Annotated in this window: 26 protein-coding genes, 1 tRNA gene and 1 pseudogene; 12 read left to right on the forward strand and 16 right to left on the reverse strand. The window is 34.2% G+C overall.

Features of this window, described 5'->3' with window-relative positions; all coding sequences use genetic code 11:
• Positions 1–73 precede the first annotated feature (73 nt).
• The 5 genes from NKOR_RS02995 to NKOR_RS03015 all read right to left on the reverse strand — a co-directional run bounded on the left by NKOR_RS02995 (position 74) and on the right by NKOR_RS03015 (position 4,032).
• Entirely contained in the window at positions 74–430 is a 357-nt protein-coding gene (locus NKOR_RS02995) for a response regulator transcription factor (RefSeq protein ID WP_014962887.1), read from the reverse strand.
• Positions 427–1,332: a sensor histidine kinase gene (locus tag NKOR_RS03000; protein WP_014962888.1), complete on the reverse strand. Its 906-nt coding sequence runs from the start codon at positions 1,330–1,332 to the stop codon at positions 427–429. Before NKOR_RS03000 ends, NKOR_RS02995 begins: the two co-directional genes overlap by 4 nt.
• Positions 1,329–2,147 carry a CHASE domain-containing protein gene (locus NKOR_RS03005; protein ID WP_014962889.1) on the reverse strand — a complete coding sequence of 273 codons (819 nt, stop codon included), beginning with the start codon at positions 2,145–2,147 and terminating at the stop codon, positions 1,329–1,331. The genes NKOR_RS03000 and NKOR_RS03005 overlap by 4 nt, the downstream gene beginning before the upstream one ends.
• An 88-nt stretch (positions 2,148–2,235) precedes the next feature.
• Positions 2,236–3,258 (reverse strand): phosphoribosylformylglycinamidine cyclo-ligase, encoded by a 1,023-nt coding sequence (gene purM, locus NKOR_RS03010; protein ID WP_014962890.1) that lies wholly within the window; start codon positions 3,256–3,258, stop codon positions 2,236–2,238.
• A 48-nt stretch (positions 3,259–3,306) separates the two neighbouring features.
• Positions 3,307–4,032 carry a proteasome assembly chaperone family protein gene (locus tag NKOR_RS03015; RefSeq protein ID WP_014962891.1) on the reverse strand — a complete coding sequence of 242 codons (726 nt, stop codon included), beginning with the start codon at positions 4,030–4,032 and terminating at the stop codon, positions 3,307–3,309.
• A 241-nt stretch (positions 4,033–4,273) separates the two neighbouring features.
• Here NKOR_RS03015 and NKOR_RS03020 point away from each other — a divergent pair, with 241 nt between their 5' ends.
• The gene (locus tag NKOR_RS03020) at positions 4,274–4,837 is read left to right on the forward strand and encodes a hypothetical protein (protein ID WP_014962892.1); all 564 of its coding nucleotides are present in this window, start codon (positions 4,274–4,276) and stop codon (positions 4,835–4,837) included.
• Positions 4,838–5,131: 294 nt separating this feature from the next.
• Here NKOR_RS03020 and NKOR_RS03030 read toward each other — a convergent pair whose 3' ends face one another.
• Entirely contained in the window at positions 5,132–5,479 is a 348-nt protein-coding gene (locus NKOR_RS03030; protein ID WP_016939658.1) for a helix-turn-helix domain-containing protein, read from the reverse strand.
• Between the two features lie 180 nt (positions 5,480–5,659).
• Here NKOR_RS03030 and NKOR_RS03035 point away from each other — a divergent pair, with 180 nt between their 5' ends.
• Positions 5,660–6,241: a P-II family nitrogen regulator gene (locus NKOR_RS03035; protein ID WP_014962894.1), complete on the forward strand. Its 582-nt coding sequence runs from the start codon at positions 5,660–5,662 to the stop codon at positions 6,239–6,241.
• A gap of 93 nt (positions 6,242–6,334) precedes the next feature.
• Here NKOR_RS03035 and NKOR_RS10510 read toward each other — a convergent pair whose 3' ends face one another.
• Both NKOR_RS10510 and NKOR_RS03040 read right to left on the reverse strand, forming a co-directional pair.
• Positions 6,335–6,463 (reverse strand): hypothetical protein, encoded by a 129-nt coding sequence (locus NKOR_RS10510; protein WP_255348575.1) that lies wholly within the window; start codon positions 6,461–6,463, stop codon positions 6,335–6,337.
• Between the two features lie 6 nt (positions 6,464–6,469).
• Complete coding sequence (locus NKOR_RS03040; RefSeq protein ID WP_014962895.1) at positions 6,470–6,802, reverse strand: P-II family nitrogen regulator; 333 nt, start codon at positions 6,800–6,802, stop codon at positions 6,470–6,472.
• Positions 6,803–6,918: 116 nt separating this feature from the next.
• Here NKOR_RS03040 and NKOR_RS03045 point away from each other — a divergent pair, with 116 nt between their 5' ends.
• From NKOR_RS03045 to NKOR_RS03055, 3 genes are all read left to right on the forward strand, one after another.
• Positions 6,919–8,229: an ammonium transporter gene (locus NKOR_RS03045; protein ID WP_014962896.1), complete on the forward strand. Its 1,311-nt coding sequence runs from the start codon at positions 6,919–6,921 to the stop codon at positions 8,227–8,229.
• Positions 8,230–8,360: 131 nt separating this feature from the next.
• Positions 8,361–8,735, forward strand: a complete 375-nt coding sequence (locus NKOR_RS03050; protein WP_014962897.1) for a DUF6659 family protein — start codon at positions 8,361–8,363, stop codon at positions 8,733–8,735.
• A 113-nt stretch (positions 8,736–8,848) separates the two neighbouring features.
• Positions 8,849–9,784 carry a calcium/sodium antiporter gene (locus tag NKOR_RS03055; protein ID WP_083879819.1) on the forward strand — a complete coding sequence of 312 codons (936 nt, stop codon included), beginning with the start codon at positions 8,849–8,851 and terminating at the stop codon, positions 9,782–9,784.
• An 11-nt stretch (positions 9,785–9,795) separates the two neighbouring features.
• Here the strand turns inward: NKOR_RS03055 and NKOR_RS03060 are convergent, their stop codons facing one another.
• The 6 genes and pseudogenes from NKOR_RS03060 to NKOR_RS03085 form a co-directional block, all read right to left on the reverse strand.
• Positions 9,796–11,154, reverse strand: a complete 1,359-nt coding sequence (locus tag NKOR_RS03060) for a TldD/PmbA family protein (protein ID WP_014962899.1) — start codon at positions 11,152–11,154, stop codon at positions 9,796–9,798.
• A complete protein-coding gene (gene cofH / locus NKOR_RS03065) occupies positions 11,155–12,414 on the reverse strand; it encodes a 5-amino-6-(D-ribitylamino)uracil--L-tyrosine 4-hydroxyphenyl transferase CofH (RefSeq protein ID WP_014962900.1) in 1,260 nt (419 codons plus the stop codon).
• Positions 12,411–13,579: pseudogene (gene cofG / locus NKOR_RS03070) on the reverse strand (7,8-didemethyl-8-hydroxy-5-deazariboflavin synthase subunit CofG). The gene cofH and the pseudogene cofG overlap by 4 nt, the downstream one beginning before the upstream one ends.
• A 42-nt stretch (positions 13,580–13,621) precedes the next feature.
• A complete protein-coding gene (locus NKOR_RS03075; protein WP_014962903.1) occupies positions 13,622–14,767 on the reverse strand; it encodes a S1C family serine protease in 1,146 nt (381 codons plus the stop codon).
• Positions 14,768–14,805: 38 nt separating this feature from the next.
• Positions 14,806–16,014 (reverse strand): glycosyltransferase family 2 protein, encoded by a 1,209-nt coding sequence (locus tag NKOR_RS03080; protein ID WP_014962904.1) that lies wholly within the window; start codon positions 16,012–16,014, stop codon positions 14,806–14,808.
• A 2-nt stretch (positions 16,015–16,016) separates the two neighbouring features.
• Positions 16,017–16,433 (reverse strand): type II toxin-antitoxin system RatA family toxin, encoded by a 417-nt coding sequence (locus NKOR_RS03085; RefSeq protein ID WP_014962905.1) that lies wholly within the window; start codon positions 16,431–16,433, stop codon positions 16,017–16,019.
• A 155-nt stretch (positions 16,434–16,588) separates the two neighbouring features.
• Here NKOR_RS03085 and NKOR_RS03090 point away from each other — a divergent pair, with 155 nt between their 5' ends.
• Positions 16,589–16,804, forward strand: coding sequence for a hypothetical protein (locus NKOR_RS03090; protein WP_187146200.1), 216 nt, complete (start codon positions 16,589–16,591; stop codon positions 16,802–16,804).
• Between the two features lie 38 nt (positions 16,805–16,842).
• Positions 16,843–17,172 (forward strand): tRNA-binding protein, encoded by a 330-nt coding sequence (locus tag NKOR_RS03095; RefSeq protein ID WP_014962907.1) that lies wholly within the window; start codon positions 16,843–16,845, stop codon positions 17,170–17,172.
• Positions 17,173–17,314: 142 nt separating this feature from the next.
• Here the strand turns inward: NKOR_RS03095 and NKOR_RS03100 are convergent, their stop codons facing one another.
• A complete protein-coding gene (locus NKOR_RS03100; protein WP_012214981.1) occupies positions 17,315–17,875 on the reverse strand; it encodes a TATA-box-binding protein in 561 nt (186 codons plus the stop codon).
• Positions 17,876–18,013: 138 nt separating this feature from the next.
• Between NKOR_RS03100 and NKOR_RS03105 the strand changes: the two genes are divergently transcribed.
• Both NKOR_RS03105 and NKOR_RS03110 read left to right on the forward strand, forming a co-directional pair.
• Complete coding sequence (locus tag NKOR_RS03105) at positions 18,014–19,135, forward strand: DUF1512 domain-containing protein (protein ID WP_014962908.1); 1,122 nt, start codon at positions 18,014–18,016, stop codon at positions 19,133–19,135.
• Positions 19,135–19,314: a hypothetical protein gene (locus NKOR_RS03110; RefSeq protein ID WP_014962909.1), complete on the forward strand. Its 180-nt coding sequence runs from the start codon at positions 19,135–19,137 to the stop codon at positions 19,312–19,314. The genes NKOR_RS03105 and NKOR_RS03110 overlap by 1 nt, the downstream gene beginning before the upstream one ends.
• Position 19,315: 1 nt before the next feature.
• On the opposite strand, the gene map is transcribed toward NKOR_RS03110, so the two are convergent.
• The gene (map, locus tag NKOR_RS03115) at positions 19,316–20,209 is read right to left on the reverse strand and encodes a type II methionyl aminopeptidase (protein ID WP_014962910.1); all 894 of its coding nucleotides are present in this window, start codon (positions 20,207–20,209) and stop codon (positions 19,316–19,318) included.
• A 72-nt stretch (positions 20,210–20,281) separates the two neighbouring features.
• Here map and NKOR_RS03120 point away from each other — a divergent pair.
• The 3 genes from NKOR_RS03120 to NKOR_RS03130 all read left to right on the forward strand — a co-directional run bounded on the left by NKOR_RS03120 (position 20,282) and on the right by NKOR_RS03130 (position 24,170).
• A tRNA-Pro gene (locus NKOR_RS03120) sits at positions 20,282–20,358 on the forward strand.
• Between the two features lie 137 nt (positions 20,359–20,495).
• The gene (locus NKOR_RS09930) at positions 20,496–20,741 is read left to right on the forward strand and encodes a hypothetical protein (protein WP_014962911.1); all 246 of its coding nucleotides are present in this window, start codon (positions 20,496–20,498) and stop codon (positions 20,739–20,741) included.
• Positions 20,742–20,879: 138 nt separating this feature from the next.
• Complete coding sequence (locus NKOR_RS03130) at positions 20,880–24,170, forward strand: lamin tail domain-containing protein (protein ID WP_232203040.1); 3,291 nt, start codon at positions 20,880–20,882, stop codon at positions 24,168–24,170.
• Positions 24,171–24,202: the final 32 nt, after the last annotated feature.

Here is a 24,202-nt window from a genome sequence, read left to right on the forward strand (position 1 = left end):
ATATAAGGCGATACCGGGTCGAAAATTATTTTGCTATTGTAAAATTAAGCAATTTCAAAAAACATCATAATTTCTATATGTTTTTCAGTCTGTCTAATAAAATATCAAAATTAATTGGTTTTCTCATCCATGCTTTTACTCCGCGTTGCATTAAATTAGTTAATTTTGTACTTGACATTTCAGATGCTGTTATGATCAAAACCTTTGTCGTGTTGATCAGACCTTCTTTTTCCAAAGCATCTATTACGTTTAATCCACTAAATTCTGGCATTGCAATATCTAAAAGCACTACATCAAATGTGCCTGTCTTTATCATTTCTATCCCTTTATGGCCATTATTTGCTGTGATGACTTCATGACCTGCAGCTGTTAGATGTACTGAGATCAAATCCAATATGTCTTCAGTGTCGTCAATTACTAGAATTTTCAAGATGTCTTATCTCCTGCATCTTTTGGAACTGTGAAGTAAAAAATTGTTCCTTTTCCTAGTTCGCTTTCACACCAAATTTGACCGCCCATCTTTTTTATTATTCCTTCACAAATGGATAATCCTAATCCTGTACCTCCATGTTTTCTAATGTTTGAGGAATCTATTTGATAGAATTTCTTGAATAGGTTTTTTTGGTTTTCTTTTGATATTCCCACTCCGTTATCTTTTACTGAAAACATAACAAATTCTCCTGTTTGCTCTGCATCTAGTTCTACAATGCCTGTATCATTTGGAATAAAGTCTAATGCATTGTTGATCATATTGTTGAACACTTGTTCTAATCTGTGTGCATCCCCATTAATCACAATACGTTGATTACAATTGTTTTGTAATTTCACATTTTTTTTATTAAATTCGTGTTCAAAATTTTGACATATTGTTTCAATTAATTCTTTAACATCAAATGGAGTGTTGTTCATTTCCATTCTGTCTATCTCTAATTTTTGAACATCTAACAAGTCTCCAATCAATTTGTTTAATTTTACTGCATTTGAATAAATCGCATTTACTGCTTTTTTCTGTTTTTCTGTAATTTCTCCTACAATCTTTGGATTTGTCAATGCTTCAGCCCATCCTGTAATTGGTGTTAATGGGGTCTTGAGTTCGTGAGCTATTGTGGATAAAAATTCTGTTTTCTGTTTTTCTATTTCTTTTAGTTTGTCAATCTGCTCTTGTTTTGCTGTGAAATTTGCAAATAATCTGATTACATAAAACAACAGAAAACTCATAGCGACTCCTATGATGGGTATGAGAAATAACGCCAATTGTTCTATTCCTTCATGTGGAGGCTGCATGCCTTCATATACAAAAATCCAATCTCTGTTGTTTTCTGCAAGTGTCACTTTTTTAAAAAAACATCATCATGTACATCATGTGGGACCACATCATAGGAATCAAAAAACAAACTATCTTCTGATATTATATTGTCATAAATTTCCATGTGTATGTATTCAAATGATTCTAAACCAAAAATACCTTCAACAAAATCATTCATTCTAAATACTGCATATACCATCCCTTCCAAATTATCTGATGTTTGTGGTTGACCATTAGTATAAACTGGAACTAACATTAAAAATCCATTTTGAATATCGTCATCGATTTCTTGTACTAGAATAATTTTTCCAGTTACTGTTGTCTCTCCTGTTTCCTTGACTGTATTTACTGCCTCTGCTCTTGTTTCTTGAAAATAGATATCATATCCCATTGCTTCTTTGTTTCTGATGTCTTGTGGTTCTAGGAATATTATGGGATAATATTCGTCTCTGATTCCGTCAGGATGTACTGTAAAATCTGTTACTCCATAATTCTTCATTTCATTAATCAATTCATCACGTTCATCATTAGTGATGTGGTGTATGTATCCGATACCCTGAATTCCTGGATATCTTTCATTGATATTTTGTATTTGGACATAATCTGACCATTCGTCATATTCAACTTTTTCTGATGCAGCAAAAAGTCCTTTGGCACCAACCAATACTTGCTCATATTGTGATAATCTGTCTGAAACAGAATCTGTCATAAATTGAACCTCTGAATCAAATTTTATGTTCTGTATGTTTGATTCTGAATACAAAAATCCTATCCATATGATTCCTGTCAAAACTAGAGATGTGCCAAGTATTGCCCATGGCAATTTATTCAAATGTTGCATTGTGTTGAGATTTTTTTTGTAGTATTTGTGTTTATTATATGAAAATCACTTTTGTATCTAGGTGTGCTGTTTTAGAATTAATTTGTGCTCATGCAATTTTTGTAGAGTTTACAAACACACCTTTTTTAGAAATTATTCTTCCAATCTCTTGGCTTGTTATCTTGTATTTTTTGAATATTGATTTGATTCTTGTGGCTTGCTCTTTTGGTGCGATTACACAAAATCCTACTCCCATGTTAAACGTCTTGTACATCTCTTCTGATTTTACCCCTTGTTCTTCTATGAGTCTCATGATTGGTGGGATTTTTGGTAAACTGTCTATTTCATAGCCTATTTTTTTAAGGCGTAATAATTTGGTAAATGAACCCCCTGTGATGTGTGCCAAACCATTGATTTTACATTTTTGTACCATTTCTAAAACTGGTTTTGTATAGATCTCTGTTGGTTTTAGCAATACATCTCCTATGGTTCCAACTCCTTTTATTTTATCTTTGACTGAATATTTTTTTAACAATGCTTTTCTTGCAAGTGAATATCCGTTTGAATGAATCCCTGTACTGTTTGCACCAATTATAACGTCTCCTGATTTTATTTTGTTTCCAAGAACCATCTCTTTTTTCTCTACTAATCCCACGACCATTCCAGCCAAATCAAATGCAAATCCTTTCCCTTCAATAACATCTGGCATAATTGCTGTCTCTCCTCCTACAATTGGCATTGCAGATTTCTTTGCACCTTTCACTAATCCCTCTACAATTTTTTTGAAAATCATTACATCATTTTTGTTTGCAGCAATATAATCCACAAATGATATTGGTGTTGCACCGATACATATTATGTCATTCACATTCATCGCAATACAATCAATTCCTATTGTGTTGTATTTTTTCATCATGTTTGCAATTACCACTTTGGTTCCGACACCGTCTGTGTGTGTGGCTAAAAGTTTTCCACCTGGGATTTCCACAATTCCCGCATAATGCCCAAAACCATGTGCTATCTTTGCTTTTTTCTGCAGCTTGTGAGTAGATGAAATTAGTTTTCCAATTGCCAATTGACTTTGTTTAATTTTAGAAATGTCTACACCTGCTTTTTTATAGGTTAGAACCATGATTTGTTGCCCTTTGGATATGAATAAAAGAATTTGCCTATCATTCGATCACATGTACATGCCAGATGTCTCTTCTCTATGTTCTACGTATTTTTGTGATAACTCACTAAATTCTGAATGTATTCTATCTTTTTCTTCTTGTAGGTCTTTTGTATCAATATTCATATCGTAAAATCTGTTTAATGCTTCAATTAATGTAGATGCTGCCGCCGAATCAGGCGCAATTTTATTTGCTTTTGCCAAAAGTGTTATCCCTTGAATTTCTCTTACTAGACATTCGTTTAGAATCCCACCTGGGATTCCTGTGATGAATCCTTGCGGAATCATACTGATATCTTTGTCTGCCATGGTTCTGACCAAATCTTCTTCTGCCGCACAATATGCTTTATTATCATGTTCGACTCCTGCAACTCCATCTAAAATTACAATCTCTTTTGATCCTTTTTCTGCTGCCCAATCTAAAATCGACGATACCAACGAATACAGTCCTTCCATTCTTAATGTGATTTCACAAATTATTGCACAAATTGTTCCTTTTTTGTTTGCATAGAATCTAAATGGATGACGTAATCTTCCTCTCATAAACACAGTTGATGGTGGAAGGTATTTTGATCTCATTACTCCAATTTCTTCCATTTCTAATTTTTGAATAATATGATTGATTGCAACAGGGCCAACAAGACCTGCTCCAACAAACCCTGCAAATATCACAGGACTTTTCAATTCAACCTTTTTTGTCTCAAAGACCTCGGCTTCAGGAAATTCTTTTGGCACTGTTTACGTCGATTTGTTCTGTCTAATTACTTTTGTCAAATTATGTTTGAACTTTCATGGCGTCTCAGACACAAAGTTTGGTAATGCCTGATTTAGATTTACCTTGAACATTTATCTTGAATACATAAAAATTGGTTCACAATATATGATCCTCATTGATTATTGGTTTATTCCATTTTGGAATACCTAATACTCAATATTTTCCGTAGATTCTATATGAAAAAATTGCTTAATACCATTGATGGTATCTCCTCTATTGGTCTTGTTGATGATTGTTGCTTCTGCAATTATAGTTGTGAGTCATTCTACAGAATATGTTATTGCAAGTTCAATTGTTTGTAGTGGGGATAATACTATTCAATGGAATGAAAATTTACAAACAAAAGTTTGTGTTGTGGGTGATGATCCAACAACATTCACTTTAGATTGTTTCTCCATTTGTGAAAATGATGCTAGGAAAAATCCTTTCTGGAACAACTGGGTTCCTGCAGAACACTATGAGGTTAAACTAATGCCTGCAATTGATCAGAGGATGGAAAATGACAAAATAACATTTCATGGATACACACGTACTCATTATCTATTTGATGATATTATGAAACATGAAGAAAATAGAGCGGATTTGATATATTCAAATTTTAATAATCCTGACTTTTCCAAACAAGATAATTATGTATCTATGGAACCTAATTCATATGTATCCAGATCCCAAGATCCATTATTGCAGAAGGAATTAAAGATACAAGACGACAAAGCAAAAATTTTACTGGAACATTTACTGTCTCTTAGAAATACAAGATATTGAATTTTTCAAACTCTGTATTCCATAATTAACTGTAGGGTTTGAAATAATTATGAAAATCATACTAACAAAAACTACTTATGTTATGAACCTCCTACTTTCAATTATGGGAACGCGAATTAGCTTAGTTATAGATGACATTGTTTATGATAGACTACGGAAAATACAAGCAAGAATGATTCAAAATTCCAATGAATCTATATCCTTTTCTAGAGTTGTAAATGAATGTCTGGCCAAATCTGTTAAGACCAAATAATCATAATGTGTCTAATCAAAAATAATGCGGAATTCATCTGTCTAATTATTTTTCTGCATAAAGAGGCCTAGCATTGTATGTCCTTTGTCTGTAATTGTGTAGATCATATTTGATCCAACTGCTTCTTTTTTGATAAAGTTGTAGTCTACACACAGGTGAAGATAGTTCAGAAATGACTTCTTCATTCTGATCTTTGATTTTGAATACAATTCTGAAAATGTCATTGGATTTCCTCTTAATTGATACAACAATTTCAATAAAGATAATGTACTGTAATCCTTGGTTCTTGCTTTTACTGCTCCAAGAATTTCTTCATCTCTTTTGATTATGAAATCTTCGAATTGTTCTGCCACTTCTAGTGGTACATATGTTAGTCTTGCTCGCATCATACTGTACAGTACGGTACATTACCTTATTAGTCTTTAACTTGAGCTTTATTGATCTTTCTAGCTGATTTTTTTACACTTTTGCTTTGTGCCTACCCTCTTCCTAGATTATCACATTCCGATCAAATCTTATCTATGATTTTTGCCTAATCTCATAAATATCCCCTTTTTTGAAAATTATTTGTGAAAAAAATAGAGGCTGTAATAAAAAGGAAAAATTTCCCTACAATTAAAACTCATTTGAATACTGTTGGCACTTACATTATTGACAAACGAAATTTAGAAGACAGCAATATCTATGATGAATCAAGAGGTTCACGTGTTGGTTCCACTGGCTTAAAATCTATTCCTCTGGCAAAAATTGAAACTGTTGTTCCAGATAAAGATGCAAGAAAAGTTGTTGAAATGATTTCAAAAAATTCTGGTTTGTCTGCAACTCATGGCGGAAAAATCTTTGTCTCTGAAATGGAAGAAGTGGTTGATATGGAAACTAATGATGGTCAAAAAGATCTTGAGATTCCTTTTGAGGAAAATGTGGAAAGAAAATCATTGCCAAAACGAAGTAGATTTGTTCCTTTGCAAAAATTTACTTTACATAAACTCCAAGTAATATATGAAGAAAACAAAGATACGCTTCGAACTGATTATCGAATCAAATCATTTAGTGATTTTGTAAACCATTGCATCATGAAATATCTCCCAACATTGGAAAAACAATTGAAAAATCCTACAGTTATTTATGAAAATAATTTTGGGGATTTTTAATTTAGAAAATGTAATCTGAAAATAACCATAAACCTACTAGTGTTAGGCCCACTGCTGCCATTATCAATTTTGCAATCGTGATTTTAGATGTTTTCATATGAATAGTAATAATATTGGTGGTATAACAATTATGCCTACGATTGCAGCTACTTTTGGATAGTCTTTGGGTTTTATGGGCTGCATCTTTTCTCTATGAAATAATTTACTTTTACGAATATTCATGTACACTCACATTATTGTTGATTCGCCTTCTTCGCCAGTTGCAATATCTACTGCACGTAATACCTGTGAAACGAAAATTTTACCGACTCTGCCATTTTCTTTAATGATGTTTATCACTTCATCTTCTTTAGATTCTGGTATAATAGCTTCAATCCAATATTTGTCATTGAACTGAGGGACAAAAATCTCGCTTCCTTTTGATGCGTGAATTTCTGGTCCTGGCTTTTTTCCTCTACCTCTAACTTTGCCTACTGTGAGTCCGCCTATGCCTATTTCTTTTAGTGCCTCACTAATTGCCATGACATCATTTTCGCCAAGAATGACTTCTATTTTGAGCATTTGATAATTGTAATTTCTACTTGATAAATATAATTTCTGATTTTGTAGACCAAATGATTATCATTTGACAATCAAATTAGGATATTGTTATTAATTAAAAACAATTTTTTTTCTCAATGGTACTTGATTCTGGTGATACAGCATGGATGCTAGTAGCTGGAAGTCTTGTATTGCTTATGATCCCTGCATTGGGTCTTTTTGAATCTGGTTTACTAAGAAAGAAAAATGCGGCTTCAATTTTTATGCAGATATTTTTTGGTTTGGCACTTTTGAGTGTAATGTGGTTTGTATTTGGATTTAGTTTGTCTTTTGGTCCTTCTGATGAACTTGGTCTTATTGGTGATATGAATTGGGTTTTTCTCAAAGGCGTTCCATCTGATGCTCCTCTAGACTATGCACCAACAATTCCAGGCGTTCTGTTTGTAAAATTCCAATTGATGTTTGCTTGTATTACTCCATTGTTACTTACAGGAACAATTGCTGAAAGAATGAAGTTCAGCTCTTTTATCATATTTATTGCAGCATGGTCTACACTGATCTACTATCCTCTTGTACACTGGGTATGGGGTGGCGGTTGGTTAGCACAACTAGGAGTTGTAGACTTTGCAGGAGGCATTGTAATTCACACTAGTGTTGGTATGGCAGCTCTGGCTGCTGCGTTGGTACTTGGAAAGAGGAGGAATTATGGTCCTGCTATTATGATTCCTCATAGTATTCCACTTGCAGTTTTAGGTTCATCTTTGTTATGGCTTGGATGGTTTGGCTTTAATGCAGGCAGTGCACTTGCAGCATCTGGTGGTGTTGCAGGAAACACTGTTATCGTAACTCATATGGCTTCATCTGTTTCAGCCTTGATTTGGGGTGGGCTTTCATGGGTAAGAACTGGAAAGCCTTCTGTTGTTGCTACAATTAATGGTGCAATTGCCGGACTTGCTGGAATTACACCTGCATCCGGATTTGTTAGTGCTGAACATGCATTTGTAATTGGTATTGCAATTGGTGTAATATCATACTCTGGCGTGGTGTTATTCAAAGAAAAACTACACATTGATGATGCACTTGATGTTAGTTCAGTTCACGGTGTTGCTGGTATTGTAGGTTCTCTTGCAATTGGTATCTTTGCAAGTACCATGATCAATCCTGGTGGAGTAGATGGATTGCTATTTGGTAACCCTGATCAACTATGGATTCAAGCCGTAGGTGTTGGTGTTGCAGGTGCAATTGGATTTGGTGGAACATGGATACTGATGCAAATAATCAAACATTTGATTGGCATTAGAGTCACACCTGAAGTTGAAGACGTTGGTCTTGATATTAGTGAGCATGCAGAATCTGCATATTCAGATGAAGAAGAATTCATGTTAGATATGGATACATACACAGATGAATTACAGAAAAAAGATGAAATCTTTAGAAAAAAGAAATAAATCTCTCACATTTTTCACTTTAAATTTTTTTAACTTAGAAATATCTATGTGGTTCCAAAAAAACAATTTGTAGTTTAAAATGAAAACGCTGAAATATTCCCACAAATTTTAGTCATACAGAGATAAACAATTTGACTAACAAATATGATGGATTATGTGATGAAATTCTTGCTTTAGATGATAAAGTTCGATTTGCCGGTATTGCAAACAGCAAAGGTGAATTAATTGCAGGTGGTCAAAAAGATAATGTTGACAAGTTACTTGTAGGCGACGAAGTTAAAATGTCCATTCATTATGCATTACAAAAAAGAGATTTGTATACTAATTTGGCCTATAAAATAGGAGATGAGCATTCATCAATTACTGAGTATGAGAAAGTAACAATGATTAGCATTCCTGTAAATTCTAGTGAGTTGTTTTTGATCAGTACCGAACCTCGAGCAGATTATTTGAAAATTATAGATACTGCTCACGCTAAACTTGATTCTCTAAAAGAATCTCAATAACTGTCTCTCTTGTTTTGTGCCTAGATGATAAAGTTAGAATTAGCTTGAATTGTTTGAATTGTAAAAATATAGTAAATGATTTACTTTAAACACCTATCTTCTAAACATTTCTTGTGGATATAGTACTCAGCACAGCTCTTACTATTGTAGGGTTGGTGATGCTTTGCTTTGGTGGAAATTGGTTAGTTAGTGGCGGTGTCACCATTGCCAGAAAATTTCGTATCAGTAATCTTGTAATTGGAATGACTATTGTAGCATATGGTACATCTACTCCGGAACTTGCTGCAAGTGTAGCAGCTGCAGGTGAACATAGTGCAATTATTCTGGGAAATGTTGTTGGAAGTAATATTGCAAATGTTGGCATGGTGATTGGTATTGCCTCAATTATTGTTCCACTTGCAATTCAAAAATCTGTACTACGAAAAGAAATACCAATTATGTTGGGTGTTTCTGTTTTACTTATTTTAATTTCAATTGACGGTGAATTGTCAATATATGATGGAGTATTGTTACTTGTTGGATTAGGTGTATTTGGATATTATACTTTCAAAGATGCAATGAAACAACGAGAGGAAACTAAAGACCAAATCCCACAAGGTGGAAACAATATCTATCTAAAATCTATAGGTTTGATTGGACTTGGTATTGGCCTTTTGTATGTTGGTGCTATTTTGACTGTAGATAATGCGGTAATACTTGCTAAAGAATTTGGTTTATCTGAAAAAATAATTGGCTTGACTGTGATTGCAATTGGAACTTCTCTACCAGAATTAATTACTTCTATCATTGCAATTAGAAAAGGACATGGAGATATTGGTGTTGGTAATATCATAGGAAGCAACATCTACAATATCTTGATGATTATGGGTGTTGGTGCTGCCCTTGGCGGCGTAATAATTTCTGCGGATGTTTTTGTTGATTATGCAATCATGATCTTGTTTAGTATTGCATTGTTAATTGGCCTGAAAACAGGCATAATTAATAGAACCATGGGTGTGTGTCTGGCAGTAGGGTATGTACTTTATCTTGTCCTGACTTTTTTTAAATAATATTCCGTCATCTAAATTGAATTAACTTTGATATTTTTTACTTTAATTGATGGTGTTACTGAGGGGAGTGATGCCCATTGGATGACGTTTTGTTGATTATTCCCAATTTCTAAAATATTTTTTAACATTATTGGAAGATTGTGAATTATTCTTACAGATTTTCCAGGGTTTTTAATTTCTCCATTTTCTATAATTCTAACTCCGCTTCGTGCAGTACATGAAAAATCCCCTTTGATGGGATTCACTGCATATGTGTACCACAATCTCCCAATTAGTAACCCGTGTTTTGTATCTTTAATCATATCTTCTTGCGAGGATTCTCCTGAATTGATTTTCAAATTATGTGGTGCTGATATTGGAATTGGTTCCGAACTTCGACCCATTGGAGAACCTATTCTTGCAGCATTTCCAGTTGATTTTTTATCTTCTTTGTAACTATCAAAAAGATTTGAAAAAGTATTTTTAAAAACTCCATTTTGAATTAAATTATTTTTTTGTGTCTTTAATCCTTCATCGTCAACTGATTTTGTTCCAATTCCTTCTGCAATATGGGGATCGTCTGTTAAATTAAAATCTGAAACTGCCACTTCTTCTTCTAAGTTATTTGAAAAACAGCTTTTCTTTTCTGAAAATGTTTTAAAATTAAAATTTAACGCTACTACAAATGCCAATAATTCTCCAACAGAATATGGTTCAAAAATTATGGAATAGACATCTGTATCAATTTTTTTAGGATTTATTGACTCGATACACATTTTCTTTGCATCATTGCCAATCTGTTCTGCTGAAAACTTTGATAACGTTCTACCGCTGACATGACCAATTCCTGATACTGGTAATGTTCCGTGTTCTGACTCTGCATTTATGATTCCTGAGATGTATGTTGATTTATCTTTGAGATGTAGTCCGTTGGAGTTTTCTAGCTCAAAAAGTTCTGAAACTATGTTTAGTGAGCCTGTAATCGTATCAATTTTATCTGAATTTGTTGAATTTATCATAGTTTGTGCGATATCCATTGCATCTGCACCTGTAATTTTTTCTAATTTTTCATCAAAAGTTCCTTTGAGATTTGTGATTGATACAGTTTCAGGTAGTCCCATCCAAAATTCTTTTGGTTTTAGATTTGATGTGGTTGAAAGTGCTAAATCTATTGCTTTTCCTAACTCTTCTTCCTTGTTGGTCTGAATGGATGCAATTTTGTTTCCATGAATTAATCTCACTCCAAAACTCTTATCGAAACTTTGTTTAATTTCTGCAATCTCTGAATCTGTAATTCTTACTGTGATAATCTTTTTTTTCACAAAACTTATTTCACATTCATCAATTTGCCTTTTTTTTGAATGTTGTAATGCCTTTTCTAAGGCAGACAATTACTTTCTCCTTGGATTTTGATAATTGAATTTGTTTATTTTAATCAATTCTACATATGATCCAAACTGTGTTGTGTTTGTAATTTTGTCAAGTTTGTCTTCTGATTCGTCACTGTCTTCAAACTTTTTTATTATTTTGTATTTTGTATTTCTTTCTGCAGGGACTCTGTTGATTTCTCTTACCATCCTTCTAATTTCTTTTGGTCTCAATAATTGTCCGTGTTCTGAACCTGCAGAAGTTGAAATACTTTCGTTAATTAAAGTTCCACCAAAATCATTAGCTCCCCACATTAATAATAATTGAGACATTTTTTGTCCTTCTTTAACCCATGACATCTGTATGTTATCGATGTAATTGTTCAACATTATTCTTGCAATTGCATGGGTGAGTAAAACATCGTTTCCACTTCCTCCCTGTCTAATTCCTTCATGTAATTGATGTTTGTACATTGGTGCTTCTGTATGAATAAAATTAAGCGGAACAAATTCTGTAAAACCCTTGGTTTCTTTTTGAATTTCCCTTAATTTTTCAATATGTTTTACTCTATCTTCATGAGATTCCAAGTGCCCAAACATCATAGTTGATGTTGTGTTTATTCCAATTTTGTGGGCGTTTTTGATGACTCTTTCCCAATCTTTCACACTAATTCTGCCTGGTGAAATTTTGTCTCTTAATCTTTGATCAAGGATTTCAGCTGAAGTGCCTGGAAGTGTATCTACTCCTGCTTCTTTCATTCTTTTGAGAAATTCTTCTATGCTTACACCTGAACGTGTGGCTCCATACAGAATTTCTTCAGGTGAGAATCCATGGATATGAATGTCTGGAATTTCCTTTTTGATTTCCCTACAAATATTTTCATACACATCTCCTTCCATGTCTGGTGGAAGCCCTGCTTGAATACAAACTTCAGTTGCCCCTAACTGATGTGCCTCTTTTGCTCGACGTACGATCTCTTCTGTTGGTAGAAAATATCCTTCCTCTTCTCTAAAATCTCTGCTAAAAGCACAAAATCCACATTGTTTGATACATACATTTGTAAAATTGATATTTCTATTTACTACATAAGATACGACATTTCCTACTCTTCTCTTTCTTAATTCATCTGCTACCATTCCCACTAGATGAAACTCAATTCCAGATGTATTGTACAATTCCAAACCTTCTTTTGCAGAAACTTCTTTTTCTGAAAGAGCTTTGTTTAGAATTTCTGAAACAATCGGATCTGTATCTCTGAAAATAGCATCTATGTTTCTTATCATCTCCAATACTCCTTCTTTACCAGACCTTCCTCATCTTGAACTTTTTCCATTTTTTCTTGTAGTTCTTTACTAATAAAAGAAAAGAATTCTGGATATATTGGAAACCTACATTTCAAATCAAATCCTGCCTGTTTAGAATTTTCTTCCACTCTGTTTATCTCCGGCCAGGAAAATTCTGGATTTACAAAATCGGGAGTTAATGGTGAAATTCCTCCCCAATCATTTATTCCCACTGACAAAAAACTTTGATACGACCTGGGTGAAAGGTTTGGTGGAATCTGTATGTTCATTTTAGGCATGATTATTCTGGATAATGCCACAATGATCTTGAAATATTTTTCATCAGCTGATGGCTCACCTCTCATTCTGGTATCTTGTTTTGGTTGGAAATTTTGTAAGATCACTTCTTGAATGTTTCCGTATTTTTGATGTAATTGTTTGATTGCTAATAACGAATCAACAATCTCTTCTATGTTTTCCCCAATTCCTACAAGAATTCCTGTTGTCATTGGAATGCCTAACTTTCCAGAGTTTTCTAAAATCTCTAACCTTGCCTTTGGCCTTTTACTTGCTGCCAAGAAATGAGGCATTCCTTTCTCGGTTAACCTATCACTGATATTTTCAAGCATCAACCCCATTGAAACATTTGTTTTCTTTAACTCCTTCATCTCTTCAAAATTCAAGTTTCCTGCATTGGTATGTGGAAATAACCCTTTTTCCAATGCTGTTTCGGATGCATGAATTAGGTATTCTGAAGTGGTTCTAAATCCATTTTCTCTTAACCAATCCCTTGCCTCTTGGTATCTTTGTTCAGGTTGCTCTCCTGTTACAAATAATGCTTCAACACATCTGTATTTTTTTGCAAGATCAAGTAATTCTGTAATTTGTTGCTTTGACATTAATGATAGTTTTTCTTCTCCTGGCTCTGCCTTGTATGTACAATATGAACAACTATCTTTGCAGAGATTAATGATGTTGAAAAATGCTTTTTTTGAAAATGTTACTGTGTTTCCCTTGTGTTTTTTCTTAAGACTTGTGCTGTTGAAAAAAGTTCGTTTGGATCTTTTACTGCATGTTGATACACCTCTAAAATACTCTGACGTGAAATTTCCTTGTTGTCTAAAACATTGTTTAAACTCTCAGAATTTAAGACAAGTTTGTTCAACAGAATGAGTTCTTGATTAAGGGTATTTATGCTTGTATAGAATTAATTTCCGTTTGGTCTTTCTTGAAGAATAATTGAGACATTTGTAGTTCTGCCATCTCTTAAAACCTCTAAAATCATCTCGTCTCCAACTGCTTTTGCTCTTTGAAGGTGAATCAAAATATCATCAATTTTTCTTACTTCGATTCCATCCACTGATAAGATGATGTCTCCTCCCATTGGATAGTTTACACCATCAACATCAATTGTTTTGTCTGATCCAATAAGACCTGCTTTAGATGCTGGACTGTCTTCTACTACTGTTACTATTAAAAAGCCAACTGCATCTTGAAGCTCTAATGCTTTAGCCAAATCAGGATCAATATCTCTGCCTGAAATTCCTATCCATGGATGCTTGTATTCTCCATTTTCAATTAGTGTCGGAATTATTTTTGCAACTGTCTGTGATGGTATCGCAAATCCTACACCTGTAAATTCACCTGTTGCTGATTGAATTGCCGTGTTGATTCCAACCACTTCCCCTCTCATGTTTAATAATGGTCCTCCAGAGTTTCCTGGATTAATTGCTGCATCTGTTTGAATGACATCTGGGATGGAGTATCCTGAAGAAGCTAGTGGGAGCAATCTTCCTAATTGGCTAACAATTCCTGATGTCATGGAACCTGATAATCCAAAGGGATTGCCTATGGCTGCTATGGGTTCTCCAACTTTGAGGTTAGAAGAATCTCCTATTAGTAATGGACGTAACAATGCTAAATCTGCATTAACTTTGATTATTGCAAGATCTGTAAATTCATCTACTCCTATAATCTCTGCATTATATGATCTTCCGTCAAGAAATGTCACAATAATTTTTTGTGCATTATTAATTACGTGTGCATTTGTAATTACATGTCCATTTTTGTCAAAAACAAAACCTGAACCCACTCCTCCAACAGAATCTGCATTTTCTCCTCTCTGAACATTGACTCGTACTACTCCTGGTTCTGATTTTTCAAATATTTCAATTAATGATAATTTTTTTGTATGCGTAGGGGTGATTTCTCCCACAGTGCTTGGATCATGTCCGTTGCTGACTATGATGTTTGGTTTCTCTACTTCTGGCGGTGAAACAAATAGTACTGCAAAAATTACTATTACGATCGTAGCTCCTATGGCCCCACCTACAAATACGCCTGATTTGTCCATGAGGTTTTTTGTTTCTTATTTTATATCTAAAAGGCTTGCTATACACTAATTGAACTCTGAGAATGATCTTTCATGGAATAACTTCTTCCTCTCCAAGTAACTGATGATTCTTTGTTGGCTTGAAGTAATCCACTCAAAAATCCTAAAACCACAACTAGGCTGCCTAATGGAGCAAATAATGCATGAACTAATCTTAACTCTAATCCTTTTTTTGCTTCAACTATTGCCCCGATGTAAATTAATAATAATGCCATAAACGATGTGACACAAAGAGTGTTTGCAGATATAGTTTCATTAGGTAATGCTATGGATGCTGCAAAAATTGGAAATGGTACAAATAGTAAAAACAACACTGCAAAGAAAATTCCCACAGCTATTTTTCCACTTTGTAGATACAAGGGAATCATTAATCTTTTTAATGCATTCCAAAGTGTGCTCTTGTCTCTTGCCCATACTGCATCAATGAGGTGTTCTCCTCTTACCATTTTCATTTTATGACCCGATTCTTTTACTTTCTTTCCTAGTGCGCCATCTTCAATTATTTCGTGTTTGACTCCTTCATGCATGCCAACTTGTTCGTATGTTTTTTTCTTCAAAATGAAGAAACTACCAAAAAAATACCCTGTCTTCTTTGAAGGATTGTTGACATTTAATGCAGAAAATCTTGTGTGCAAGAACGTGGAGATCATTGGGAGTGTAATTTTTGTCCAAAAATCAAATGTTAACATTTTTGGAATAACTGATAATGCATCTAAATCAAATGAAATAAGATGCGCCACTGCAAGAGACACTACATTTTTTTGATGTGTTGTATCTGCGTCGGTAAATAATAACAAGTCTCCTGTTGCCTTTCGATATCCCTCCATGCATGCCCAGTTTTTCCCCATCCATCCATCTGGTTTTGTTTTTGCAGATACGTGAATGACTTTGGAATATTTATTAGCATACTCTGAAATTATTTCTCCAGTAGAATCTTCTGATGAATCATCAATTACGATGATCTCATAGTTTTGATAATCTTGGTTAATCAAAGAGTCTAAACATTTTCCAAGAAATTCTTCTTCATTTCTTGCTGGAAGTATTATTGATACTTTGGGAGATGTTTTTGCAGTATTTTTGAATCTGTCAAGATATGGTGTTAATCTAAACGAATCTGACATTGATTTTATTAAAAATATCCACGCCCCGCATATTCCAATTAGAATTGCAGACAACGAATAATTGAAAACATCAAATGCTATGTCCATCACTATCTCTCGATTTCTTCTTTGATACTTTGCATAGCCTGCTCAGTGCCACTTTTGATGTGATTTTTTATCATGCCTGTAAACATGCTCATCATACCTGTTAGTTTGATGTTCCAATCTGTTTGTAGTATGGTATGGTTTCCCTCTGGGATTAATGATACAATTTTTTCACCGTTGATTATGCCTTTGGTAAATTTTGCATGAATTCTGTCTTTTGGCTCTATGGTGACTTCTTGCATGCATTTTTGATCTCGAAATGCTATTGTGATCTCTCTGTTTATTGTATTTTCATTCTTTGAGATGTTTCTTACTTCTTTTGTTCCTTTCCAAAACTTTGGTTCATTATCGATATCTGAGACCACATCCCATACTTTTTCAACTGGAGCATTGATTTTGAGTTTGACTTGTATTGTAGCCATGAAGTGCAATTGTTCATTCCGCATTAAATATATTAGATTCCCATTCTATTGCAAATAGACTGTGATGGGCAACATGCCTAAAATCCAGAACAGTAACTCCAGTTCTAATGGCGTTTGCCATTCTTCCGTCACAGTCACCCAATCTTTGAAAGAAAATGAAACCTTCGAAATATATGCCAAAAATAGGAACCTTTGATGGTGTCGGCTTTTGGAAAAATGCATACGCACATCAACGTGGAAAATTATTAAAAAAAGTCAATGTACCTGATGATCAAATTGTTGAACTTGTTAACAAAAAATACATGGAGCTTCCAGCAGCATTAAGATATGAAATTGAAACTAGCGGCATTGATAAAAAAGATCTGCAGTAATTCGAAATTCATTTAATGGGCCATATTGTTGTTTTTTCATGTCAAATGTATCTTATGACGATTTTGCAAAATTAGACATTAGGGTAGCAAAAATCATTGCAACAGAACCTATTGAAGGTAAATCAAGAATTATCAAAGGACGAATTGATTTGGGAAATGATGATCACCGTGATGTAATTATTGGTGGTGCTCAATACTTTCAACCTGAGGACATTGTTGGAAAAACCGTAATCGTCCTTGCAAATCTAGAGCCAAAGAAAATGGCGGGAGTTGAATCTAATGCAATGCTTTTAGCTGCAGATGTTGATGATAAACCATTTTGGTTAACTGTAGAAGAAGATGTTCCTTTGGGAAGTCCTGTCAAATAATCTATTAAAGATAAAAACTCGAGCCAATTTCATTTTTTTCTATTAATCCTATTTTCTAAATCTTGTATTGTATCTGCAAAATTTAATTGTCTATGTATACTTGAATTATTAAATAATTAATGAAAATATGTTTGATTTATGACTAGTCATAAATCATTAGATCTTTTTCTTCTAGTAATGCATGTAAATTATTTACAGATCTGTAAACATCTGGTTCTTTCTTTGCTCCTGTACAGACAAGTTTTCCTGAGGAAAACAACAAAATGACTGTTTTAGGATCTAGCATTCTATGAATAAGTCCTGGAAATTGCTCTGGTTCGTACATACTTCTTGGTAGTGTTCTTGCAGCTTGTTCTAAGTGAATTTTTCCACCTAGATTAATTGATGCAACAATATTTTGAATTTCTACTACTGCATCTTTCTTTACTTTGATTCCTCCTTTTCGAAGTTTTTGTACAACTGTCTTTACTGCTTTTCTTGCCATCTCTTCTGACTTGGAACCCGTACATACCATTTTACCTGAAGTGAAAATCAATGTTGCAGTTTTTGGACTCTTTAATCTAAAAACTAGCCCTGGAAATTGATCAGGATGATATTCTACATCTGGAAATGTTCTGGTAATCTCATTCAAGTCCATCTTTTGATCTACAGATGCCGAAGCTACTACATTTTCCACACTTACGATAGGTTTGGTTTGTGGCATATTCGATTTTTTTGTATTTTAACTATAATAAAAGCACTCGCCATATTTTTTACCATCTGTAGGCATTTTCCTCATTTTTTTGACTTAATTGTGTATTGGACGAATGGTTTAATTGAGATCTGACGATCGTGAAATTTAGTGAATTTTACTAATTTTGATTTTGAACAATTATTTGGAATGAAAGATGATACTAACCCTTTGATGATGTTGGTTTGGATTTTGCCCATTATCATCTTCATTTTTTACGGCCAACGAATTCAGTTGTATGTCACTTCAGGTGAAATCAAAAAAGGAATAAAAAAACTAGGTGAATTTAGAGATGAATCAAGAAATGAGTTGCTTGACTACATCAATAAACAACTGAATCCGAAAAGTAACCCCGAAAAAAAAATTGATCAATTTTTAGATTATTTTACTATCATGCCTGTTGATATGGATCCAAATGGCATTGTTGAGAAAGTTCAGCATACAGTAAGATCAAGAGAAGACTATACACGTGAACATGTAAAATCACTTTTTTCTGAAATACCTGATGTTGAATTATCCAAAGTCCAAACTTTACTTGAAATTGCATCTTCATTGCAGATGATTCATAAAATTATCAATCACATGTTTTTAACTGCAAAAAAACAAAATAACTATCCTTTAATTTTGCCCCTTCAAATGATTCTGCCTTTTATAATGGAGCAGGCAGAAGCCATGAAAGAAGCAGTACCTGTATTTAAAACAGGACAACCTGTAGGTGATGGAATTGGACCTATGGTTGTTGGAAAAATGATGTTAAATAGTCCAAAAGAAGCAATTGCATTTCAAACTGCACTTGTAAAAACTGAATTTGAAAACAGAAAATTATTTTTATTAAAAGCAGAAGGTCCTGGGTCTACTGTAGGACGCCCTGCGGATGCGTTAGAATCGATAATTTCAGAAAATAAAATTGACGCAATAATCATGATTGATGCTGCATTAAAAATGGAAGGTGAGGACTCTGCATCTGTTGCACGTGGTTTTGGTGCAGCTATTGGGGGAATCGGAACTGAAAAATTCCACATAGAGGCAATTGCAGTTGAAAAACAAATTCCAATTTTTTCCATTGTCGTAAAACAATCTGTTAAAGAAGCAATTACTCTAATGACAAAAGAAATTGCAAACCAAGCAGATGATGTACGTTCACAAGTCTATGAAATGATTAAAGAAAATACTCAGGAAGGACAATCTGTGGTAATAATAGGTGTTGGAAATACTGTGGGAGTTCCTCAATAATGTTTTCAAAAGAAAAAATCACAATTGCATACACCGTTGAGAAGTGTGGAAAATGTGGGATGCAAAAGAAAAGAAAATTCTCTGCTGGTGACATGTTGTTCTCTGAAGTATCAAAATGTGATTCATGTGATGGTATCGTGACAATTGAGAAAATATTCGGTGAAACTGTAGAGCAATAATTTATGCTTGAGTAGTAACAGTAACTCCGTTTTCTGTTGGAATGAATGTGTGTTCTGCTTGAGCTACTCTTTGCTCATTTACTTCAATTAACACAGGATATGCTTGCACTGCCTTTTTCTTTATTAGAATATTTAACAAATTCCTTGCTTCTTTTTCATCTCTTTCTTTTGTAATCCATCTCAATGCAAATGGCAACATGTTGAAACTCTCCCAGATAAAATCAAGCAACTTATCAGCTTCTGGATCCTTTGTTTTCTTTCTAGAGTTTATTGCAAAAATATTTTTTATCTGTCCATTCCTGACAAATCCTCCCCCGTCACTTGTTGTCACAAATGGCTCACATGCATATGCAGAATTTTCTGAGAGTGAAAAACCCCCAATTGACCAAATATTTGGAATGGATTTTCCTGCATGTATTGTATACTGTTCTAGTGAATGCCCGCTAAGATTTGCAATTGGTTTGTATCCCATTTGTTTTATTGTGGTTTCTATGGTTCTTCCAATATCACTTGCTTTTACTCCTGCTTTTATCATTGACATTGCATTTGCTAATCCTTCTTCTGCTGCTTGAACTAATCCGTCATATTGTGGATCATAACATACCGTTACTGCTGTGTCTGCAATGTAACCATTAATCTGTGCACCAAGATCAATTTTTACCAAGTCTGTATCTTTGATGATGATTGGATCATTTGGTTCTGCAGTATAGTGAGCAGCAACTTCATTGATGCTTGTATTAACTGGAAATGCACACTTTGCCCCACGCTTTCTGATTTCATCTTCTACCAATTCGCAAATTTCGTAGACTGTTTTTCCAATCCAGTCTTTTACTCTGACCATCTCTCTAACTTCAGATGCAATTTTTCCTGCTTTGATGTAATCTTCTATTTGCACATTTTTGCTCCCCTATGTGCCTTTAAAATGATTATCTGTGAAGCTTAAATTGGGCGACTTTTAGGACTTACTGGGATCGTGGTCTAGCTTGGTATGATTCTGCGTTTGGGACGCAGAGGTCGCGCGTTCAAATCTCGCCGATCCCACCATTATCTTATTATCAAATTAGTTGGTAGTAACATTGCCTGAGCAATGAGGAAGAGTTAGAGTAATGACTTTGATATGAAGTAAACTAATGGCTCTGAGCTCCGGCATGTTTTTATCAATTCCTTGAGGTTTTGTTTTATTGAAATTTGAGAGACGAGATATTATTTTGATTGCAGGACTTTTGCTTTTCATGATTGGACTGATACCTTTCATGAGTCCTGCATATGCTGCAATTATAGTGATTGTCATGTATTTTGGAATCAAAATCTATGTTGCAAAGAGACGTCAAATAATTCAAAGAGATGTGGGAGATGGCATATGCCTGGAATGTGGGGCTAAAATAAATGATAAAAAATGCCCAAATTGTGACTATTCTCAGGAATGATTGATACGTAGACCTTAAAACTGAAAAATTACTAACATTGATGATGGTTTTAAGATATATGACTTTAACAACTAGCTCAACTTTTCCTCAATTTCATTCTAAAATGACTCTTCTCGTCAAAAAAGACAGGAAACAACAATGAATCTGAATATACCTATAGTCTTTTCCATGTTCTTACTTGTGGGACTAATTGTTCCTGCATATGCTCAAACTGCAGACACTGTTGTAATCAATGAAGTTGACATTAATCCTCCAGGAGATGATTCTAAATCTATTTCTGAATGGGTGGAACTTTACAATCCAACTGATTCTGAAATTGATTTGAGTGGATGGAAGATTGCATCCACCACTGTTCTAAAGAAAACCATGACCATTGGGTCTGGAACAACAATTAAACCTGGACAGTTTTTAACATTCTCTTACCAAAGTGTTTGGTTTACTGACATCAATGAATCCGTTGAACTACGAGATGAAAATGGAGTTGTAATAGACAAGACTCCTATTTTGTCTGATATAAAAAATGATTTTACATCTTGGCAACGAATCTATGATGGTTATGACCTTGATGCTTCTGATGATTGGAAATTTGTAACATCTACCTCTGGTTCTACTAACGGTAAATTAATTGAGACGCAAAGCGCTGAAGAAATCACAGTAACTGTTTCGTCTACAAAGTCTTCCTATTTGTTTGGAGAAACTGCAGTAATTCAAGGAAAGGTCTCAAAAGAAATATTTGTTGAGAAACCATTCTTTCAACCTGCAGCAATTGTTGTAACCATATCTGGCCCAAATTTTGATAGAACTTTGACTTTATATCCTGATTTGAATTTAAATTACAAAACAACTCTTAGTCTTCATCAAGTTTTAGGAATTAACGAAGGGAATTATGATGTAAATGTTAGTTATGCTGGTGCTGTTGCAAATACCTCATTTTCTGTTGGATTTGAAATAATCGAACAACAAGAACAACAAGACGGTTCTCTGAGTTTGACTACTGATAAATCTCAATACATTCCAGGTCAAACGGTTTCAATTACCGGTACTGTTACTGATATTATCCAATTTCAAGGAATGAAATTCACTGTCACTGATTCTTCTGGTAATGTTGTGTATAATGGAAACTTGTTTCCAGTAAATGGTAAATTTGCTACTAAGGTTTTCATATCTACTGTAAATCCTGTTTATGGAACTTATGAAATAATTGGAGAGTATTTTGACAAATCTGCAATCACAACATTTGAAGTGGTAAAAGATGTCAAAGAATCAGTTCCTATATCTTTGTGGACTGACAAAGATGTCTATGGGTTAGGTGAAGTAGTCACAATTACTGGACGATTAAATGATGTTTGGATTGCATCCCTTGATTTGGAAATAACTCAAACAAAGAGCCTGTCATTAGGTACTGGTAGTCAACTTGGTGGTGGCTCTGTTTTGAAAATTTTGGATGTTGTTAGGACTGATGGTGATGGAAAATTCCAATACTCGTTTACTATTCCTAATTCCGATACTCGATTAGGTGACTACAAAATCAAAGTTTCAAAGGATATAGGTTCTGTAACAAAAATAGTAAAAGCAGTAGAGGATCCTGAAAACTTTGTCACAATAACTGATCCATTGATTGTTACAACTAACAAACAAGTCTATGATTTTACTACTGATAAAGAACTTGTAATTCGTGGACAAATCAAAAAAGTTGTTGAACGAACAAGTCTTGAAACACCCGTTGTGTCAATTTCATTTAAAACTGAAGATGGAAAACCCCTTTCAATAATAGGTGTTCCTTCTAACATTAATCAAGGTGCATCTGGTGGAACTGGTTCTGTAACTGCCAGTTATGAATTTACAGCAATTCCTGAACCTGGTGGTGTATTCTCGGTCACTGCTGATCTTAGTAGAGGAATATTCTCTGAAGGCACATATGTGATAACTGCAAAATATTTGGATCTTTTGGCAACAACCTCTTTTGATATTGCCGATGACTTGGCAAGTGGTACAAAACTTTCTCTTGATAAGGAGGTTTATGGTTTAGGTGAAAAAGTCAATGTAGGTGGAATATTTACAACTGGTGACAGATCTGTTACAATTTCAGTTACTCGGCCTGATGGAACAACGACTACCTCTGGTGCATCCATTGACAATCAAAGACTCTCCTGGTCTTGGACTACTCCTATTTCTGAACGATATCAAACAATAAAGTCTGATGGACTACGAGATACCGCAAATTCTAATTTTGGAATATACAAAATCAAAGTATCTGGAGCTACTTTTAGTACTGACTTATTCTTCAAAGTATCTGCAGATCCTGAAAATGACTCTTTGTCAAAAACACCTCTATTTGTAACAACTGACAAATCCCTCTATCAGGCAGGAGATAAACTCAAAGTTGTTGGAAATGTAATTGTTCGTGAACAGGGTGATGAAGGATTGGTTGTTCCAGAACGTGTGACAATCAAAGTTTTAGATGGAACTTTCCCATACAAACAAATCCATGAGTCATCTGTATATCCAAAACAAGGTGGTGAATTCTCAAGTTTGTTTGAATTGCCTCCCACTATCTTTAGTGAGGGACTTTATTCAGTAAAAGCCATTTATTCTAACATTCAAACAACTACTTCATTTAGTGTTGCTAATGATTATGCTTTTGGTATTGATGCACCTGTATCTTTGTTAGTGTCTACTGATAAAACTGAATATTACCCTGGTGAAACTGTAATTATCTCTGGAAAACCAAACAAATTGATTTATCTTGAAGCATATGATGTAAGCATTATCAAAAAATCTGATACAGAAATTACCTGTGGCTCTTTTATTTGTGGAACACATACAGGTGCAGTTAAATCAATTCGTCCAAGTCCCTCTGGCTCATTTGTTCATGAATTTAAAATTCCTAATAACATTTCTTCTATTGGAAAATATGAAGTGACAATTGATGCTGACTTTGAAACAAAACACATTCTATTTAATGTGGTTGAAGAGCCTCCTGCACCAAAATTAGATACAGTAATTGAAAAAGAAAATAGAATTCCTGATAAAACAATTTCTGTGTCTACACAAGAGAAAACTATTGATGATGTAACCCTTTTACCACGTGTTGTTTCTGGCTCTTTGCTCACTCCTTTAAGAGATGATGTATCTGATGTTAATCTCAAAGTTTCTTCTGAAAGTGGTGTATGCATAATTGGACCTGACGTTGATTGTCTTGTTAGTGAATCTACTAGAAAACCTGGACAAATCTATGATGTAGTTGAGGTTGATGGAATGAGTCTAAATGTTAGATACAGTGGTCCTGATGTGCGCTTGGAAAAATTCAGCATTTTGCCTGAATCTTCTGAATCATTCTTACCTGATTCTGATTGGAATGTAGAGGTCATCAAGGATGAACAGGTCTCTAGATTCTATTACAAGGTAACCTACAAGACATTAGAGTAAGTTCAAAATACTCTCTGCTCTAAAACCCTCTG

The sequence above is a fragment of the Candidatus Nitrosopumilus koreensis AR1 genome (assembly GCF_000299365.1).
In the GTDB taxonomy this organism is placed as follows: Archaea; Thermoproteota; Nitrososphaeria; order Nitrososphaerales; family Nitrosopumilaceae; genus Nitrosopumilus; species Nitrosopumilus koreensis.

Coding starts and splice junctions, on each gene's coding strand:
- NKOR_RS03110 (WP_014962909.1), top strand. CDS start 19,135: ATGTTTTCAAAAGAAAAAATCACAATTGCATACACCGTTGAGAAGTGT.
- NKOR_RS03040 (WP_014962895.1), bottom strand. CDS start 6,802: ATGCTCAAAATAGAAGTCATTCTTGGCGAAAATGATGTCATGGCAATT.
- NKOR_RS03130 (WP_232203040.1), top strand. CDS start 20,880: ATGAATCTGAATATACCTATAGTCTTTTCCATGTTCTTACTTGTGGGA.
- cofH (WP_014962900.1), bottom strand. CDS start 12,414: ATGATAAGAAACATAGATGCTATTTTCAGAGATACAGATCCGATTGTT.
- NKOR_RS10510 (WP_255348575.1), bottom strand. CDS start 6,463: ATGAATATTCGTAAAAGTAAATTATTTCATAGAGAAAAGATGCAGCCC.
- NKOR_RS03030 (WP_016939658.1), bottom strand. CDS start 5,479: ATGATGCGAGCAAGACTAACATATGTACCACTAGAAGTGGCAGAACAA.
- purM (WP_014962890.1), bottom strand. CDS start 3,258: ATGGTTCTAACCTATAAAAAAGCAGGTGTAGACATTTCTAAAATTAAA.
- NKOR_RS03075 (WP_014962903.1), bottom strand. CDS start 14,767: ATGGACAAATCAGGCGTATTTGTAGGTGGGGCCATAGGAGCTACGATC.
- NKOR_RS03095 (WP_014962907.1), top strand. CDS start 16,843: ATGTCAAATGTATCTTATGACGATTTTGCAAAATTAGACATTAGGGTA.
- NKOR_RS03100 (WP_012214981.1), bottom strand. CDS start 17,875: ATGCCACAAACCAAACCTATCGTAAGTGTGGAAAATGTAGTAGCTTCG.
- NKOR_RS03045 (WP_014962896.1), top strand. CDS start 6,919: ATGGTACTTGATTCTGGTGATACAGCATGGATGCTAGTAGCTGGAAGT.
- NKOR_RS03005 (WP_014962889.1), bottom strand. CDS start 2,147: ATGCAACATTTGAATAAATTGCCATGGGCAATACTTGGCACATCTCTA.
- NKOR_RS03085 (WP_014962905.1), bottom strand. CDS start 16,433: ATGGCTACAATACAAGTCAAACTCAAAATCAATGCTCCAGTTGAAAAA.
- NKOR_RS03020 (WP_014962892.1), top strand. CDS start 4,274: ATGGTATCTCCTCTATTGGTCTTGTTGATGATTGTTGCTTCTGCAATT.
- NKOR_RS03080 (WP_014962904.1), bottom strand. CDS start 16,014: ATGGACATAGCATTTGATGTTTTCAATTATTCGTTGTCTGCAATTCTA.
- NKOR_RS03090 (WP_187146200.1), top strand. CDS start 16,589: ATGAAACCTTCGAAATATATGCCAAAAATAGGAACCTTTGATGGTGTC.